At 73.0% G+C, this 17,895-nt stretch carries 13 protein-coding genes; 8 read left to right on the forward strand and 5 right to left on the reverse strand.

The window, feature by feature from the left end; genetic code table 11:
- Positions 1-25: 25 nt before the first annotated feature.
- Positions 26-2,836: an FAD-binding and (Fe-S)-binding domain-containing protein gene (locus tag OOK31_RS32995; protein WP_267091233.1), complete on the reverse strand. Its 2,811-nt coding sequence runs from the start codon at positions 2,834-2,836 to the stop codon at positions 26-28.
- Positions 2,837-3,021: 185 nt separating this feature from the next.
- Between OOK31_RS32995 and serC the strand changes: the two genes are divergently transcribed.
- The 4 genes from serC to OOK31_RS33015 all read left to right on the forward strand — a co-directional run bounded on the left by serC (position 3,022) and on the right by OOK31_RS33015 (position 9,138).
- Positions 3,022-4,140 carry a phosphoserine transaminase gene (gene serC / locus OOK31_RS33000; protein WP_267091074.1) on the forward strand — a complete coding sequence of 373 codons (1,119 nt, stop codon included), beginning with the start codon at positions 3,022-3,024 and terminating at the stop codon, positions 4,138-4,140.
- A gap of 317 nt (positions 4,141-4,457) precedes the next feature.
- A complete protein-coding gene (locus OOK31_RS33005) occupies positions 4,458-5,270 on the forward strand; it encodes a hypothetical protein (RefSeq protein WP_267091075.1) in 813 nt (270 codons plus the stop codon).
- The gene (locus OOK31_RS33010; RefSeq protein WP_267091076.1) at positions 5,263-5,922 is read left to right on the forward strand and encodes a class F sortase; all 660 of its coding nucleotides are present in this window, start codon (positions 5,263-5,265) and stop codon (positions 5,920-5,922) included. The genes OOK31_RS33005 and OOK31_RS33010 overlap by 8 nt, the downstream gene beginning before the upstream one ends.
- Before the next feature lie 93 nt (positions 5,923-6,015).
- On the forward strand, positions 6,016-9,138 hold the full coding sequence (locus tag OOK31_RS33015; RefSeq protein WP_267091077.1) for a sacsin N-terminal ATP-binding-like domain-containing protein: 3,123 nt from the start codon (positions 6,016-6,018) through the stop codon (positions 9,136-9,138).
- Positions 9,139-9,165: 27 nt separating this feature from the next.
- Here the strand turns inward: OOK31_RS33015 and OOK31_RS33020 are convergent, their stop codons facing one another.
- Together OOK31_RS33020 and OOK31_RS33025 are read right to left on the reverse strand one after the other, a co-directional pair.
- Positions 9,166-11,622 (reverse strand): HAD-IC family P-type ATPase, encoded by a 2,457-nt coding sequence (locus tag OOK31_RS33020; protein ID WP_267091078.1) that lies wholly within the window; start codon positions 11,620-11,622, stop codon positions 9,166-9,168.
- A 98-nt stretch (positions 11,623-11,720) separates the two neighbouring features.
- Positions 11,721-12,041 carry a DUF2530 domain-containing protein gene (locus OOK31_RS33025; RefSeq protein WP_267091079.1) on the reverse strand — a complete coding sequence of 107 codons (321 nt, stop codon included), beginning with the start codon at positions 12,039-12,041 and terminating at the stop codon, positions 11,721-11,723.
- 139 nt (positions 12,042-12,180) lie between these two features.
- Here OOK31_RS33025 and OOK31_RS33030 point away from each other — a divergent pair, with 139 nt between their 5' ends.
- Complete coding sequence (locus tag OOK31_RS33030; RefSeq protein ID WP_267091080.1) at positions 12,181-13,608, forward strand: NCS2 family permease; 1,428 nt, start codon at positions 12,181-12,183, stop codon at positions 13,606-13,608.
- A 13-nt stretch (positions 13,609-13,621) separates the two neighbouring features.
- Here the strand turns inward: OOK31_RS33030 and OOK31_RS33035 are convergent, their stop codons facing one another.
- The gene (locus OOK31_RS33035) at positions 13,622-13,804 is read right to left on the reverse strand and encodes a ribbon-helix-helix protein, CopG family (protein WP_267091081.1); all 183 of its coding nucleotides are present in this window, start codon (positions 13,802-13,804) and stop codon (positions 13,622-13,624) included.
- Positions 13,805-13,923: 119 nt separating this feature from the next.
- On the opposite strand from OOK31_RS33035, the gene OOK31_RS33040 reads away from it, so the two are divergent.
- The 3 genes from OOK31_RS33040 (at position 13,924) to thpR (ending at position 16,527) form a co-directional block, all read left to right on the forward strand.
- Positions 13,924-14,361 (forward strand): MarR family winged helix-turn-helix transcriptional regulator, encoded by a 438-nt coding sequence (locus OOK31_RS33040; protein WP_053681049.1) that lies wholly within the window; start codon positions 13,924-13,926, stop codon positions 14,359-14,361.
- A gap of 25 nt (positions 14,362-14,386) precedes the next feature.
- Positions 14,387-15,730 (forward strand): MFS transporter, encoded by a 1,344-nt coding sequence (locus OOK31_RS33045; RefSeq protein WP_267091082.1) that lies wholly within the window; start codon positions 14,387-14,389, stop codon positions 15,728-15,730.
- A 242-nt stretch (positions 15,731-15,972) separates the two neighbouring features.
- On the forward strand, positions 15,973-16,527 hold the full coding sequence (gene thpR, locus OOK31_RS33050; protein WP_267091083.1) for an RNA 2',3'-cyclic phosphodiesterase: 555 nt from the start codon (positions 15,973-15,975) through the stop codon (positions 16,525-16,527).
- 102 nt (positions 16,528-16,629) lie between these two features.
- Here thpR and OOK31_RS33055 read toward each other — a convergent pair whose 3' ends face one another.
- A complete protein-coding gene (locus OOK31_RS33055; RefSeq protein ID WP_267091234.1) occupies positions 16,630-17,892 on the reverse strand; it encodes a transposase in 1,263 nt (420 codons plus the stop codon).
- Between the last annotated feature and the right edge of the window lie 3 nt (positions 17,893-17,895).

The raw sequence follows: 17,895 nt of genomic DNA on the forward strand, positions 1-17,895 counted from the left end.
CAGACTAAGGGGTCGGTAAGGGCCGTCATGGCGTGTTTTGCCTTACATCGGGTGCTCCGGGCGGCCGTACGAGCGCCTCCGCGAGGAGTTCCGCGAGGTGGCGGGCCCGGCGCCCCGACAGCTGGGCGATCTGGGTACGGCAGGAGAAACCGTCCGCGAGGACCGCGGCGTCCGGGGCCGCCGCACGCAGGGCCGGCAGCAGCTGTTCCTCGGCGCAGGCCGCCGAGACGGCCTCGTGGCCCGGCTCGAAGCCGAAGTTCCCCGCGAGGCCGCAGCAGCCGCCGCTGAGCTCCCCGGTCAGCCCGGCGCGCTCGCGCAGGCGGCGGTCGGCGGCGTCGCCGAGCACGGCGTGCTGGTGGCAGTGGGTCTGGCCGACCGCGGGGCGGTCCAGGCGGGGCGGGGTCCAGTGCGGGGCGTACTCCTCCAGGGTCTCCGCGAAGGTGCGGACCGCTGCCGCGAGGTGGTGGGCGCGGGGGTCGTCGGGCAGGAGCGCGGGGAGGTCGGCGCGCAGGGCCGCCGCGCAGCTGGGCTCGAGGACCACGACCGGTCCCGGGGGCCGGCCCACCGCGTCCAGGGTGCGGCGCAGGACCCTGCGGGCCGTGTCGAGGCGGCCGGTGGAGACGTAGGTGAGGGCGCAGCAGACCCGGCCGGCGGGGACGGTGACCGTGAGGCCGGCGGCCTCCAGCACCGTGACGGCGGCGTGGGCGGCCTCGGGAGCCAGGTACTCCGTGAAGGTGTCGGGCCACAACGTGACGGTCGCCTGCGGCGGCGGGGCCGGGGCCTGCGGCGGGGGTGGGGCCGGGGCGGGCGGCGGGGTCGGGCCCTGCGGGCGGCTTCCCCCACCCCGCCCCTTCCCGAAACCGGGGGCTCCGCCCCCGGACCCCCGCGCCTCAAACGCCGGCGAGGCTGGGACGGAGCGGGGGTGGGTGGGCGCCGGCGGGGCTGACGGGGAGCGGGTGAAAGGGGTCCGGGCCAGTGGGGGCAAGGGGCGGGAGCGGGTCAGGCCAGGGGCGGGGAGGTGGTGGGTGAGGGTGTTCGTCAGGCGGGTGGCTCTGAGGGTGGTGATGAGGCGGAGCCAGGTCGGGAGGCTGCCCAGGGTGTAGTGGGACAGGGGGCGCAGTCGGCCCGACCAGTGGTGGTGCAGGAACTCCGACTTGTAGGCGGCCATGTCCACGCCCACCGGGCAGTCGCTGCGGCAGCCCTTGCAGCCCAGGCACAGGTCGAGCGCCTCGGCGACCTCCCGCGAGCGCCACCCGTCGCGGACGATCTCCCCGGCCAGCATCTCGTGGAGCAGCCGGGCCCGGCCGCGCGTGGAGTGCTGTTCCTCCCCCGTGGCCCGGTAGGAGGGGCACATGACGTCCGCACCGGGGGTGGTCGAGCGGCATTTCGCCACGCCCACGCAGCGCGCGACCTCGCCCGCGAAGGGGGTCTCGGGCAGAACGGTGAAGCGGAGGTTCTCGTCGAGGCGCGCCGGGCGGACCAGGATGCCCGGGTTCATGCCGCCCGCCGGGTCCCACACGTCCTTGTACGCGCCGAAGAGGGCGATGACCTCGGGCCCGTACATCCTGGGGAGGAGTTCGGCCCGGGCCTGTCCGTCGCCGTGCTCCCCCGACAGGGAGCCCCCGTGGGCGACGACCAGGTCGGCGAGGTCGCCGGAGAACTCCCGGAAGCGGGCCACGCCCGGCGCGGACACCAGGTCGAAGTCGATGCGGACGTGTACGCAGCCCTCCCCGAAGTGCCCGTACGGGGTCCCGCGCAGCCCGTACTGCGCCAGCAGGGCGCGGAATTCCCGCAGGTACGCGCCCAGTCGCGCGGGCGGTACCGCGCAGTCCTCCCAGCCCGGCCAGGCCATGCCCCCGTCGGGGGTGCGGGTGGCGGTGCCGGCGGCGTCCTCGCGGATCCGCCACAGCGCCCGCTGTCCCGCCGGGTCGGTGACGAGGTCCGCGTCGAGGGCGTCGGCGCCGCGCAGCAGGGCCCGGCCCGCCGCCTCGTCGGGCATCTCCACGAACAGCCAGGCCCCGCCGCGCGGCAGTCCGGCGGCCCCGCGCACCAGGTCGGCGGCCATGCCCTCGACGGTGAGGGGCCGGTACGGGAGCAGCCCGGCGGCGGCGTCGGCGGCCGCGCTCTCGTCGGCGTACCCGAGGACGGCCAGGACGGGCGCGCGCGGGAGCTCCACGAGTCGTACCACCGCCTCCGTGACCACCCCGAGGGTGCCCTCGCTGCCGCAGAAGGCCCGCGCGGCCTCGACGCCCCGTTCGGGGAGCAGGGCGTGGAGGCCGCCGTAGCCGGAGATGCGGCGGGAGAACTCCCCGGGGGCCAGTCCGATCCGCAGCACGGCCAGGTTCCCGGCGACGAGTTCGCGCAGTCCGGCGGGGGCGCCCGCCCAGCCCGTGCCGAGCCGGTGGCGGGCGCCGCCGTACGCCGTCACCGCCAGCTCCGTCACGTTGTCGGCGGTGGTGCCCCAGGCCACCGAGTGGGCGCCGCACGCGTTGTTGCCGATCATCCCGCCGAGGGTGCAGCGGGAGTGCGTGGACGGGTCGGGCCCGAAGGTCAGGCCGTACGGGCGCACCGCGGCCCGCAGCCGGTCGAGGACCAGGCCGGGCTGGACGACGGCGGTGCGGGCGGCCGGGTCGACGGACAGTACGGCGTCCATGTGCCGGGTGAGGTCGAGGACCACGCCGATGCCCGTGGCCTGCCCGGCGATGGAGGTGCCGCCGCCGCGCGGGACGACGGGCACCCCGGCGTCCGCGCACACGCGCAGGGCCGCCGCCACGTCGTCGGCGTCGCGCGGGGTGACGACGCCGACGGGGACGCGGCGGTAGTTGGAGGCGTCCATGGTCACCAGGGCCCGCGCGGCGGCCCCGAAGTCCACCTCCCCGCGCAGTTCGGCCCGCAATGTCCGTTCGAGTTCCCCGGGTGACGTCACGCCGCCCAGCCTGCCACCGGCCGCCCGGCGCGGCGTGCGTCTCATCGGGTGGACGCGCGTCCAAGTCCCGTCCCACGACCCGATACGCTCCGCTCGTGGCCGAGATCCAGATTCCCGCTGACATCAAGCCCGCCGACGGACGCTTCGGCGCGGGCCCCTCCAAGGTGCGGACCGAGGCGCTGGACGCCCTCGCCGCCACCGGTACCTCCCTGCTCGGAACCTCCCACCGCCAGGCCCCGGTCAAGAACCTGGTCGGCTCGGTGCGCGAGGGGATCCGGGACCTGTTCTCCCTCCCCGAGGGTTACGAGGTGATCCTGGGCAACGGCGGCTCCACCGCCTTCTGGGACATCGCGACCGCCGGTCTCATCGAGCGCAAGTCGCAGCACCTCACCTTCGGCGAGTTCTCCTCGAAGTTCGCCAAGGCCGCGAAGCTCGCGCCGTGGCTGGACGAGCCGACGGTGATCTCCTCCGAGCCGGGCACCCACCCCGAGCCGGTCGCCGAGGCGGGCGTGGACGTGTACGCGTACACGCACAACGAGACCTCGACGGGTGTCGCGGCGCCCGTCAAGCGCGTCGCGGGTGCGGACGCCGGGTCCCTCGTCCTGGTGGACGCGACCTCCGGCGCCGGCGGTCTGCCGGTGGACATCACCGAGAGCGACGTCTACTACTTCGCCCCGCAGAAGTCCTTCGCGTCCGAGGGCGGCCTGTGGCTGGCGGCGTTCTCCCCGGCCGCCCTGGAGCGTGCCGCGCGCGTGCACGCGTCCGGCCGGCACATCCCGGAGTTCTTCTCGCTGCCGACGGCGATCGACAACTCGCTGAAGAACCAGACGTACAACACCCCGTCGCTGTCCACGCTGTTCCTGCTGGACCAGCAGCTGCGGTGGATGAACTCCCAGGGCGGCCTGGAGTTCACCACGGGCCGTACGGCGGCCAGCGCGGCCCACCTGTACGGCTGGGCGGAGGCGTCGAAGCACGCCAACCCGTTCGTGCAGGACGCCGACAAGCGCTCGGCCGTCATCGGCACGATCGACTTCTCGGACGACATCGACGCGGCGGCGATCGCGAAGGTGCTGCGCGCCAACGGCATCGTGGACACCGAGCCGTACCGCAAGCTGGGCCGCAACCAGCTGCGCGTGGCGATGTTCCCGGCGATCGACCCGGCGGACGTGCAGGCGCTGACCGCGTGCATCGACTACGTGATCGAGCAGCTCTGACCCGACCGGTCCCGGTGTGACGGGTCCTGAACCGACCGGAGCCCCCGGCGCCTTCCCGGCGCCGGGGGCTCCGGCGTTTCCGGCCGTTTCCGGCCCGCCACCGTCTCGGGACGGCCGCCGGGACTTTGGTCCCAAAAATAAGGGCAAAGAGCCCGCAAACGGGCACCCTCGGCTCCTCCCCCGGCCTGCTGTTTTGCCTCCCGGGACCTTCGGCAGGGCCCCGCGCGGGCCCGGATCCGCCCCGCAACCGACCGCCCCGAATGTCCCTCATGTCTGGTGTGCCGGGAAAAACCCCGGCCCGTTCAGGAGGAGACCCCATGCGCAAGGCACTCACCCTTCCGGCGATCGCCCTCGCCTCGTCACTGGCCCTCGGCGGCACCACCACCGCTTTCGCCGCCGGTACGCCGACGCCCTCCCCGTCGGCGAGCGCGACGACCCCCAGCCGCGGCGTCAGCCTCACGCTGCCGTCCTCGCCGGTGAAGCCCGGGGACGCCGTCAGCGTCAGCGTGTCCGCCCCCGCCGGATCGAAGTTCACCGTGTCCTCCGCCGCCCTGGCCGGCGTGAAGCTCACCGAGGGCGAGGCCGGCTGGACCGGTACCGGCACGGTCGCCTCCGTCAAGGACGGCAGCTACGGCGTCTCCCTCGTCGGCACCGGCCCCGACGGCGCGAAGATCCAGGCCACCGCCCGGCTGAACGTCGAGGCGGGCGCCCCGAAACCCACCCCCGCGCCCTCGACCGTCCAGCTCTCCACGGACTTCGGCCGCCCCGGCGACAAGGTGGTCGTCACCGTGAAGACCTCCGAGAGGAACGCCCACGTCTCCTCCCTCGCCTTCTCCGGCGGCCGGGTCGACCTCAAGGGCGACGGCAAGGGCACCTTCACCGGCACCGCGACCGTCGCGAACGACGTCAAGAGCGGCTACTACGGGGTCGAGGCCTTCGCGGGCGGCAAGAAGTTCGACACCGTGAAGTTCTCCACCGAGGGCAAGCCCGGCCCGGCCCCGAAGCCGCACGTGGACCCGAACCTGAAGCCGCTGAAGCCGCTGAAGCCGAGCGAGCGCAAGAAGCCCCTGGGCTCCGTCAACACCGGCCAGGCGCCCGCCGGGTACGTCGCCGAGCCCGGCCGTGCCTGATCCCCGTCCCCGTCCCGCCGAAACCGCCCGCCGGGGCGGCCGCGTACGCCGCGCCGCCGCCCTGGCGGGGGCCCCGGCCCTCGCCGTGGCGCTGGCCCTGGCCCTGACCTCCGGCTGCTCGGCGGGCGGCGCCTCCGCCGGGACCGGCGCCCCCTCGGGCGCGGCGACGCCGGTCCCGGCCGCCTCCCTCCCGCCGTCCGTCCCGGACCGGATCGAGATCCCCGGGATCGGAGTCGACGCCCCCCTCGACGCCGTCGGCCTCGACTCCCACGGCGTCATGCGGGAGCCCGACTTCGCGAAACCGAAGGACGCCGCCTGGTACCAGGAGGGCCCCACGCCCGGCGAGGCCGGCGCCGCCGCGATCGTCGGCCACATGGACACCCCGCAGGTCCCCGAGGCCGTGTTCTTCCGCCTGAAGACCCTCAGAGAGGGCCAGGAGGTCGACGTCCACCGCACCGACGGCACCACCGCCGTCTTCACCGTCGACGGGGTCGACACCTTCAAGAAGGACGCCTTCCCCACCAACAAGGTCTACGGCGACACCCACGGCAAGGCCGAACTCCGGCTGATCACCTGCGGCGGCGCCCTCACCCCCGACCGCCACTGGGACGCCGACGTGGTCGTGTTCGCGCACCTCACGGGCAAGGCGTAGGCCCGCACGCGATACCTTCATCAGGCCCGGGCAGGGGTCCGTACGGATCCGGGCCCGGCATCCCTGAAAGCGGCACAGCATGGAGGCAGCGGCGTGAACGTGCGAGTGACGGCGGCCCAGGACGGCGTGGACCCCTTCGGCACGGCCCGGCTCCGGCGCGGGGTGCTCGACTCCTGGGGGTCGGGACCGGCCCGCTTCCGGGAGGACGCCAACGCCGAGGAGGACCTGGCGCTCGGCGGCTACCGCGACCGGCTCGTCGTCGAACTGGCCCAGAACGCCGCCGACGCCGCCGCCCGTGCCAAGGTTCCCGGCCGGCTGCGCCTGACCCTGCACCCCGGCGAGCACGGCCACGCCGTCCTCGCCGTCGCCAACACCGGTGCCCCGCTGGACGCGACGGGCGTCGAATCGCTGAGCACCCTGCGCGCCTCCGCCAAGCGGGAGAACGAACAGGACTCCGTCGGCCGCTTCGGCGTCGGCTTCGCCGCCGTCCTCGCCGTCTCCGACGAACCGGCCGTCCTCGGCCGCCACGGCGGCGTCCGCTGGTCCCTCGCCGAGTCCCGCGAGATGGCCCGGGGCGCCGCCGTCGGCAGCCCCGGGCTCGGCGACGAACTGCGCCGCCGCGACGGCCACGTCCCGCTGCTGCGCCTGCCGTTGCCCGCCGAGGGCAGCGCCCCCGAGGGCTACGACACCGTCGTGGTCCTCCCGCTGCGCGACGCCGCCGCCGAGGACCTCGCCGAACGGCTCCTCGCCGGCATCGACGACGCCCTGCTGCTGACCCTGCCCGGGCTGCGCGAGGTCGTCGTGGAGACCCCGGCCGCCGGACACCGCGTGCTCTACCGGCGCATGGACGGCCCGTACACCGTCATCGAGGACTCCGCGTCCGGCACCCACCGCTGGCGCACCGTCCGCCACACCGGCCCCATCGAGAAGGCCCTGCTGGCCGACCGGCCCGTCGAGGAACGGCTGCGGCCCGCCTGGACCGTCACCTGGGCCGTCCCCGTCGACCCCGACGGCGCCCCCGAACGCCCCCGCACCGCCCCCGTCGTGCACGCCCCCACCCCCACCGACGAACCGCTGGGCATCCCCGCCCTGCTCATCGCCTCCCTGCCGCTGGACACCTCCCGCCGCCACCCCGCGCCCGGCCCCCTCACCGACTTCCTGGTCGAGCGCGCCGCCGACGCCTACGCCGAACTCCTCGGCGCCTGGGACCCGGTGAGCACCGCCCTGGTGGACCTGGTGCCCGGCCCGCTCGGCAAGGGGGAGCTCGACGGGGCCCTGCGCGGCGCCGTCCTCCAGCGCCTGCCCCGCACCGCCTTCCTCGCGCCCGCCGCCCCGCCGCAGACCCCGGACGAGCGGGCCGCGCTGCGCCCCTTCGAGGCGGAGGTCGTGGAGGGTGCGGGCGCCGACACCGTACGGGTCCTGGCGGAGGTGCTGCCCACCCTGCTGCCCGCCGGGCTGGAGCGCCGCCCCGAGCTGCGCACCCTGGGCGTCGGCCGGCTGCCGCTCGGCGAGGCCATCGAGCGGATCGCCGGCATCGAGCGCACCCCCGAGTGGTGGCACCGCCTCTACGACACCCTCGCCGGCGTGGACCCGGACCGGCTGTCGGGGCTGCCCGTGCCGCTGGCCGACGGCCGCACCACCATCGGCCCCCGCCACGTCCTGCTGCCCTACGCCGACACCCCGGCGAGCCTGGCCCGCCTCGGCCTGAAGGTGGCCCACCCGGACGCCGCGCACCCGCTGCTGGAGAAGCTGGGCGCCCTCCCCGCCACCGCCCGCGCCGTCCTGACGACCCCGCAGATCCGCGCGGCCGTCGCCGCCTCCCTGGACGCGGGCGAGATCTGGGACGAGGACGCCGACGCCCTGGACCCCGACGAGCTGGCCGAGGTGGTCCTCACCCTGGTCCGCGACTCCGGCCTGGCGGCCGGTGACGAGCCGTGGCTCGGCGCGCTGGCCCTGCCCGACGAGGACGGCGAACCGACCCCGGCCGGTGAACTCCTCCTCGCCGGGAGCCCGTTGGCCTCGGTGGTCCGCGAGGACGAGATCCCGTACCTGGACGCCGGCCTCGCCGAACGCTGGGACGCCGACGTGCTGGCCGCCTGCGGGGTGCTGACCGCCTTCCAGCTGGTCCGCGCCACCGACGTGGTCCTCGACCCGGACGAACTGGAGCCCCGCGACGGGGACTTCGCCGAACCGGACGACGCGGGCCTGCTGGACGCCGTCGACGTGTGGTGCGAGGACCTCCTCGACCAGCTCCCCGACACCCCCGTACCGCCGGTGGCCACCGAGCTGGTCGCCGTACGCGACCTCGACCTCGTCGACGACGACCGCTGGCCGCAGGCCCTGGCCATGCTCGCCCAGCCCCCGCTGCGCGACGCCCTGACCCAGCCGGTACGGATCCTGCTCCCGGACGGCACCACCCGCTCCGTGCGCCCGTACACCGCCTGGTGGCTGCGCGACCACCCGGTGCTCGACGGCCGCCGCCCCGCCGGCCTGCGCGCGGCGGGCGGCGACCCGCTGCTGGAGGGCCTGTACACCCCGGCGGACGCGACGGGCTTCGAGGACGAGCAGGTGCTGCGGGCGCTGGGCGTACGCACCTCGGTCGCCGCGCTCCTGGACGAGCCCGGCGGCGCGGCCGAGCTGCTGGCCCGCCTCGCCGACCCGGACCGGGAGGTGGACGGCCGCCAGCTGCACGGCCTCTACACCGCCCTGGCCGATCTGGACCCCGAGCAGGTGACCCTGCCCGACGAGCTGCGGGCGGTGGTGGACGGCGAGGCCGTCGTGGTGGACGCGGCCGACGCGGTCATCGCGGACGCCCCGGACCTGCTGCCCCTCACCGGTGGCCTGCCCCTGCTGCCGGTGGCCCCGTCCCGGGCGGCCGACCTGGCCGAGCTCCTCCAGGTGCGCCGTATGTCGGACACGGTCCCGGCGGAGGTGAGCACCCCGGGCGAGGAGCACGAGGTCCCGGAGCCGGTCCGCGTCCTGCTGGGCCCGGCCACCCCGCTGACGTACGTGGAGCACGAGGAGCTGATCGCGGGCGGCACCGAACTGGACTGGCGCCGCACCCCGGACGGGGTCCTGCACGCCTCCACCCTGGAAGGCGTGGCGGCGGCCCTGGCCTGGGCGGCCGGCCAGTGGCCCCGCCGCTTCGAGGTCGCGGCCCTCCTGGAGGACCCGTCCCGCACGGCGGAACTGGCCCGCGACAGGTGGTTCGACTGATCCCGGCCCAGAGGGCCTAGGCCAGGCCTAGGCCGGGAACTTCCGGTCGACCCACCGGAAGGTGAACTCGATCAGGGTGGCGGCGCCCGCCGCGACGGCGACGGCGATCCACGGCATGGTGACGCCCTCCAGCTTCAGCTGGAAGAAGTCCTGGAGCCAGGGGACGACGAGGACGATCAGGAAGGCGCCGCCCATGGCGCCGACCAGGCCGACCCGCCACCAGGTGTAGGGGCGGGCGATGATCGCGAGGACCCACATCGAGGTGAGGAACAGGGTCAGCGTGGCGGCGCTGGTCTCGGCCTTCAGGGCGTCCGGACCGCTGTAGTGGGCGCGGGCGATCAGGTACGTGACGAAGGTGGCGACCGCCGCGATCACCCCGCCGGGGATGGCGTAGCGCATGACCCGCTTCACGAAGTGCGGCCTGGCGCGTTCCTTGTTCGGGGCCAGGGCCAGGAAGAAGGCCGGGATGCCGATGGTGAGGGTGGACAGCAGGGTCAGGTGGCGCGGCAGGAACGGGTACTCGACCTGGGAGCAGACCACCAGGACGGCGAGGAGCACCGAGTAGACCGTCTTGGTGAGGAAGAGCGTCGCGACCCGGGTGATGTTGCCGATGACGCGGCGGCCCTCGGCGACCACCGAGGGCAGGGTGGCGAAGCTGTTGTTGAGGAGGACGATCTGCGCGACGGCGCGGGTGGCCTCGGAGCCGGAGCCCATGGCGACGCCGATGTCGGCGTCCTTGAGGGCGAGGACGTCGTTGACGCCGTCGCCGGTCATGGCGACGGTGTGGCCCTTGGACTGGAGGGCGGCGACCATGTCCCGCTTCTGCTGCGGGGTGACCCGGCCGAAGACGGCGTTCTCGTCGAGGACGGCGGCCATCTCGGCCTGCTCGGTGGGGAGCCTGCGGGCGTCGACGGTGTTGTGGGCGCCGGGGAGCCCGAGCTTGCCGGCGACCGCGCCGACGGAGACGGCGTTGTCGCCGGAGATGACCTTGGCCTTGACGTCCTGGTCCTCGAAGTAGCGCAGGGTGTCGGCGGCGTCGGGGCGCAGCCGCTGTTCGAGGACGACGAGGGCGAGGGGCCTGGCCCCGCTGGCCACGGCGGCGTCGTCGAGCTCGCGGGCGGAGCGGGCCAGCAGGAGGACCCGTAGGCCCTGCTCGTTGAGGCCGTTGATCTCGTCCAGGGCCGGGTCCCCGGCGGGCAGGAGGACGTCGGGGGCGCCGAGGAGCCAGGTGTTGTTCTCGCCGTCGCCCTCGCTGAAGCTGGCGCCGCTGTACTTGCGGGCGGAGGAGAAGGGCAGGGACTCGGTGCAGCGCCACTCGGCGCTGTCGGGGTAGGCGTCGATGATGGCCTGGAGGCTGGCGTTGGGGCGGGGGTCGGATTCGCCGAGGGCGCCGAGCACCTTCTTGACGTAGGCGGGGTCGGCGCCGCCCAGGGGGCGGAGCTCGGTGACGTCCATGCCGCCCTCGGTGAGGGTGCCGGTCTTGTCGAGGCAGACGACGTCGACGCGGGCGAGGCCCTCGATGGCGGGGAGTTCCTGGACGAGGCACTGCTTGCGGCCGAGCCGGATGACGCCGATGGCGAAGGCGACGGAGGTGAGGAGGACGAGGCCTTCGGGGATCATCGGGACGATGCCGCCGACGGTGCGGGCGATGGCGTCCTTGAGGTTGTTGTCCTTGACGACGAGCTGGCTGATGATCAGGCCGATCGAGGTCGGGATCATCATCCAGGTGACGTACTTGAGGATGGTGGAGATGCCGGAGCGCAGCTCGGAGTGGACGAGGGTGAAGCGGGAGGCCTCTTCGGCCAGCTGGGCGGCGTAGGCCTCGCGGCCGACCTTGGTGGCGGTGAAGGCGCCGCCGCCGGCGACGACGAAGGACCCGGACATGACCTGGTCGCCGGGCTTCTTCAGGACGGGGTCGGCCTCGCCGGTGAGCAGGGACTCGTCGATCTCCAGGCCGTCGGCCTCGCCGACGACTCCGTCGACGACGACCTTGTCGCCGGGGCCGAGCTCGATGACGTCGTCGAGGACGATCTCGGAGGTGGAGATCTCGGCGGTGGAGCCGTCGCGGCGGACGCTGGGTTTGGCCTCGCCGATGACGGCGAGGCCGTCGAGGGTCTTCTTGGCGCGCAGTTCCTGGATGATGCCGATGCCGGTGTTCGCGATGATCACGAAGCCGAAGAGGCTGTCCTGGATGGGGGCGACGATCAGCATGATCACCCACAGGACGCCGATGATGGCGTTGAAGCGGGTGAAGACGTTGGCCCGGACGATCTCGGTGGTGGAGCGCGAGGAGCGGACGGGGACGTCGTTGACGTCGCCCCGGGCGACGCGTTCGGCGACCTCGGCGGTGAGCAGGCCGCCCGGTTTGAAGCGGGGGGCGGGCGGCTTCACCGGGTGTACGGGGTCCAGCTCGGCTCCCGCGTCGATGGCGGCGCCGCCGGTCCGGTCAGGCCCGTCGTGATCGATCCTCGCCCGCTGCGTCATGCTTTCGACGGTAAAGGGCGTTCTGGCGCTTCACCCGCCGAGAAGTCGGAAGATCCGACTTCAGGATGAGCGGAATCGTCCCTCGGTAGGGGCTGGGGCTACGCCTCCCCGCCCGCCGGGGGCGTCTCTCCCGCCGGACCGCCGTGCTCGGCACGTTCGGCGCGTTCGGCCTCCTGCACCGCGTGGCGCTTGAGGGCCGCGTCGCGGCCGCGGACGTACCAGATGCCGATCAGGCCGAGGCCGCCGCCGGCCGCGCAGGTCCACAGCCACCACAGCAGGTCGCGGTCCGCGAACCAGCCGTAGAACGGCAGCTGGACGAGGAACAGGGCGAACCAGAGGATCGTGCCGCCGGTGATGGTGGCGACTACCGGGCCCTCCAGGGGCTCGGGCGCCTCGTGCTTCGCAGTCCACTTCGCCATGGGAGCCAGTCTAGGTGGCCGGATTTGGGGTCTACGCGCGGAGATGGACTGGCCCTCGTTCATGTGTTCATACTGAAACGGTTTGCCTACGGCCGGATTTCTTCGTACGAACCACTAAATCGACCAGTTTGAGGACCGCATGAGCACCTCGGCACCCGCCGCGGCCCCCACCACCAGCCTGGACCGCTTCTTCAAGATCTCGGAGCGCGGTTCGACCGTGGCCCGCGAGGTCCGGGGCGGCTTCGCGACCTTCTTCGCGATGGCCTACATCATCGTACTGAACCCGATCATCCTCGGCAGCGCCAAGGACATGTACGGGCACCAGCTCGACGGCGGCCAGCTCGTCACGGCCACCGTCCTGACGGCCGCCTTCACCACCCTCCTCATGGGTGTCATCGGCAACGTCCCCATCGCCCTGGCGGCCGGTCTCGGCGTCAACACCGTCGTCGCCCTCCAGCTCGCCCCGCGCATGAGCTGGCCCGACGCCATGGGCATGGTGGTGCTCGCCGGCTTCGTCGTGATGCTGCTGGTCGCCACCGGCCTGCGCGAGCGGGTCATGAACGCCGTCCCGACGAGCCTGCGCAAGGGCATCGCGATCGGCATCGGCCTGTTCATCATGCTGATCGGCCTGGTCGACTCGGGCTTCGTCTCCCGCATCCCGGACGCCGCGCACACCACCGTCCCGCTCCAGCTCGGCAGCAACGGCCACCTGCACGGCTGGCCCGTGCTGATCTTCGTGGTCGGCGTCCTGCTCACGCTCGCGCTGCTGATCCGCAAGACCCCGGGCGCGATCCTGATCTCCATCGTGGCCATGACCGTCGTCGCGGTCGCCGTCCAGCTGATCACCGACCTCCCCGACCTGGCGTGGGGCCTGACCGTGCCGCAGTGGCCGGGCAACCCGGTCGCGGCGCCCGACTTCGGGCTCGTCGGCCAGGTCAGCCTCTTCGGCGGCTTCGAGAAGGTCGGGATGCTGACCGGCGTCCTCTTCGTCTTCACCGTGCTGCTGTCCTGCTTCTTCGACGCGATGGGCACCATCCTCGGCGTCGGCGACGAGGCGAAGCTGATCGACCAGGACGGCAACTTCCCCGGCATCAACAAGGTCCTGCTCATCGACGGCCTGGCCGTCGCCTCCGGCGGCGCCACCTCGTCCTCGGCCACCACCTGCTTCGTGGAGTCCACGGCGGGCGTCGGCGAGGGCGCCCGCACCGGCCTGGCCAACGTGGTGACCGGTGCGCTCTTCGGGGTGGCGCTCTTCCTCACCCCGCTCGCCACCATGGTCCCGTCCCAGGCCGCCACCCCCGCGCTCGTCGCGGTCGGCTTCCTGATCCTGGCCGGCTCGGTCAAGGACATCGACTGGAGCGACTTCACCATCGCCGTCCCGGCCTTCCTGGCCATGGTGATGATGCCCTTCACCTACTCGATCACCAACGGCATCGGCTTCGGCTTCATCAGCTTCTGCGTGCTGCGCCTGGCGACCGGCCGGGGCCGTGAGGTCCCGGCCGCCATGTACGCCGTCTCCGCGGTGTTCGTCTTCTACTACGCGATGCCGGCCCTCGGCCTCACGTAGTCCCGTTCTACGGCTAGGTCAGGCCGTAGAACTTCTCCGTCTCGTCGACCGCGGTCTTGAACCGCTCGTCGAAGTCATCGCGAATGAGCGTCCGGACGACATAGTCCTGGACGCTCATTCCGCGTTTGGCGGCATGGTGCCGGAGCCGGTCGAGCAGCTCCCCGTCTATGCGCATGCTCAGCACATGTGTCCCCATGCCGAAAAGGGTCGGGGGTCAGGGTGCGGACGCGTGTCACTTTCCGCCGCCGGCTCACCCGTACGAGTGACGACCACCCGTGGTGTTCCTTAGGAAAAGTAATGAGTTACTCTAAAGACATGCCTGACCTTTCCCATGGCGACGACGCTGCCGCCGTGAACGACCTCCGCTCCGCCGTCATGCGGCTGGGCCGGCGCCTGAAGCACCAGCGCGTCGACGAATCGCTGAGCCCGACCGAGATGTCGGTCCTCGGCACCCTCGCCCGCTGCGGCCAGGCCACCCCCGGTGAGCTGGCCCGCCGCGAGCACGTCCAGCCGCCGTCGATGACACGCATCGTCGCCCTGCTGGAGGCCAAGGGCCTGGTCAGGCTGGAGCCGCACCCCGACGACCGCCGCCAGAAGGTGGTCAGCCAGACCGAGGAGGCCGAAGCGATGCTCGAAGAGAGCCGTCGCAAGCGCAACGCCTTCCTGGCCGGGCTCGCGGCCGAGCTCACCGAGGACGAATGGGCCAAGCTCCGCGAGGCCGCACCCGTCCTGGAGAAGCTCGCGCACCTGTAGGAACGACGCCAGGAGGCGAACGCTTTTGAGTACGGGAACCGGAGCAGACTCCGCACCCGGCCATCCATCCACCCCCTCTGTCGCGGTACCCGCGGGCAAGAACCTCGGAATGTTCAGCTCGCTGCGGATCCGCAACTACCGGCTCTTCGCGACCGGTCAGGTCGTCTCGAACACCGGCACCTGGATGCAGCGCATCGCACAGGACTGGCTGGTCCTCTCCCTGACCGGCTCCGCGTCCGCCGTCGGCATCACCATCGCCCTGCAGTTCCTGCCGATGCTGCTGTTCGGCCTCTACGGAGGCGTACTCGCCGACCGGCTGCCCAAGCGGCCGCTGCTGATCGCCACCCAGGCCGCGATGGGCCTCACCGGCATCGCCCTCGCCGTCCTCACCCTGGCCGGACACGTCCAGGTGTGGCACGTCTACCTCGCCGCGTTCCTGCTCGGCCTGGTCACCGTCGTGGACAACCCGGCCCGGCAGACGTTCGTCTCCGAGATGGTCGGCCCCGCGCAGGTCGCGAACGCGGTCAGCCTGAACTCCGCGAACTTCCAGTCCGCGCGACTGGTCGGCCCGGCCATCGCCGGCGTGCTGATCACCGCCGTGGGCTCCGGCTGGGCCTTCCTGCTGAACGGCCTGTCCTTCGCGGCGCCGATCGCGGGACTGCTGCTGATGCGTACGCGGGAACTGCACCCCGTCACGCCCCAGCCGCGCGCCAAGGGCCAGCTGCGCGAAGGCCTCGCCTACGTCGCCGGCCGGCCCGAGCTGGTCTGGCCGATCGTCCTGGTCGGCTTCATCGGCACCTTCGGGTTCAACTTCCCGATCTGGCTGTCGGCCTTCGTCAGCGACGTCTTCCACGGCGACGCCGGCACGTACGGGCTGTTCAACACGCTGATCGCGGCGGGCTCCCTGGCGGGCGCCCTGCTCGCGGCCCGACGCGGCCAGGCCCGCCTGCGGCTGCTGGTCGCGGCGGCGGTCCTCTTCTCCGTCATCCTCCTGATGACGGCGTTCGCCCCCACCTTCTGGCTGTTCGCGGCGCTCATGGTGCCGATCGGGGTGTTCGGACTCACGGTGAACGTCGTGGCGAACTCCAGCGTCCAGATGGCCACCGACCCCGAGATGCGGGGCCGGGTCATGGCCCTGTTCATGATGGTGTTCACCGGCGGCACCCCGCTGGGCGCTCCGCTGGTCGGCTGGATCACGGACACCTACGGGGCCCGGATCGGCATGGCCGCGGGCGGCGCGATCTCCCTGGCGGCAGCCCTGGGCGTGGCCCTGGTCCTCTCCCGCGTGGGCAACCTCCGCCTCCGCGTGAACCGCCACGGCGTCACCTTCGTCCCCTCCCGCCCCCGCGAACTCGCCACGGCCGCGTAACCCCTGCCGGTGGCCCCGCCCGGACCCCAGCCCCCGTACCCGGGGCCCTGGGGCGCAGCCCCGAGCGGGTCCGGGCGCAGCCCGGGGAACGGGGGAAGGGCGGGTAGGGGACCAGCCCCGCAGGAGCCCACCGGCTCCGCCCCGCATCTGGCGCCCCCTCGGGGGCCCGGGGCGGGGAGCGGCCGGTTCGGGGCCGGTTTCGTACCCGTGCCCCCGGGCGGGGGCGGGGATATGGTCGGGGGATGAGGCTGTTCGCCGCTGTGCTGCCCGCCCCGGAGGCGGCCCTGGAGCTGCGCGACGCCCTCGCCGCCGCGCCGGACGCGGCAGGCCTGCGGTGGACCGCGGAGCCCGGCTGGCACTTCACCCTCGCCTTCATGGCGGAGGTCCGCGACGAGCTGCTCCCCGAACTCCACGAGCGCCTGCGCCGGGCCGCCGCCCGCACGGCGCCCTTCCCGCTCCGCCTCCACGGCGTCGGCCACTTCGGCTCCCGCGCCCTGTGGGCCGGGGCCGCCGGCGACCTCGACACCCTGCGCATGCTCGCCGAGCGCGCCGATGCCGCCGCCCGCCGCGCCGGGGTCCCGATGGACCAGCACCACCGCTACACCCCCCACCTCACCCTCGCCCGGAGCAACGGCGCGGCCGACCTGAGGCCCGTCCTCGACGCCCTCTCCGGCTTCGAGGGCACCCCCTGGCGCGTCGACACCCTCAGCCTCGTCCGCAGCAACCTCCCCACCAGCGGCATCCCCGGCGAACGCCCCCGCTACGAGGTCACCGCCACCTGGCCCCTCACCGGCTGACGGGGCAGCCTTGGCAGCGGCCAGGGAATCCAGATTCGGGATGGATCCCGGTGAAACAGAAGCATTGAAGTGCTCTCCGGCGCGACCGCAGGAGATTCCCGCCTACCTTGCGGTGGCGGGCTTGACGCGGCGTGCGCGCCTGTCGACTGCCCTCCCGGCAGCCGGGACGAGCGCGAGGCCCATCCGGTACAGGTGCAGGATGTTCCGGCCTGCGTTGTGGTCGGCGTTTCCGGTCCATCCGCAGTCGGGGTTCTTGCACATGAACACGGCCTGGGACTCCCGGCTGCCTGGTGTGGTGAAGCCGCAGGCCGAGCAGCGCCGGGAGGTGCCGGGGGCGGGAACCTTGACAAGGGTGCCACCACGGCGTGCGGCCTTGTACGCCAGCAGCTCGACCGTGCGACCCCAAGCCTCCTGGGTGATGGAGCGGTTCAGGCCGGCCTTCTGCACGACGTTCCTCCCCGGCTGCTCCGCTGTCCCCTTGGCAGACTTGACCATGTTCGTGACGGTGAGCGCTTCCACCACGATCACGCTGTACTTCGCTGCGATCTCGGTGGTGGCCTGGTGCTGCCAGTCCAGGTGCCTGCGCTTGGCTGTCGCACGAAGCCCCTGGATCCGGTCATAGGTACGCCGCAGGCGGCGCGAGGCGCGCTCGCCTCGCATGCGGAAACTCTTACGGTGCGCGGCCCGCCGCTCCAGACGCAACAGCTCTGCCTGTTCCTTCTGGGTCAGCCATTCGCCGTGGTCGTAGCTCGTCCCGTCCGAGAGGGCTAGGGGCACCTTGACTCCCATGTCGATGCCGACTTCAGGTCCGATGTGCGGCACGGGCTGCGGCTCAAGAGTCTGGATCCGGAACACTATGTGCCAGCCGAGCGCCCCCTTCACCAGCCGGGCCCCGGTGATGCGGTTGTCGGCGTCGGCACGTTTTCCCACGGGAAGATCTTTGGTCCACCGGAAACGGACACGGCCCACCTTCGGGATGTTCACCATGCCCCAGCGGCGGTGCACGCGGGTGATGTTCAGGTCCCGCCCCTGCGGAATGTCCACGGACATCACCGCCCGGAATCGCGCCTTGAACTTCGGCTCCCCCGCCCGGCCCTCCCAGCAGTTCTTCCATGCCTGGAAGTACGTCTTCAACACCGCCTGCGCAGCCTGCGCCGGCAGCACACCCAGCCAGTCGATCTCCTTGCGCGCCTGACGGATCGCCTCGTCGGCGGCCGCCAGGGACCTCCGGTCCTTGGGGAGCATCGCCCACCAGTCGTGGAGCAGGTTCCACACCGTGCGGGCCGCGTGCGCCTGGGCATCCACCAGCCGAACCTGCGCGGAAGAGAGCTCCAGTCGGGCACGGTGCCCGAACTGGTGCTTCATCGA

The sequence above is a fragment of the Streptomyces sp. NBC_00249 genome (genome assembly GCF_026342355.1).
Classification (GTDB): domain Bacteria; phylum Actinomycetota; class Actinomycetes; order Streptomycetales; family Streptomycetaceae; genus Streptomyces.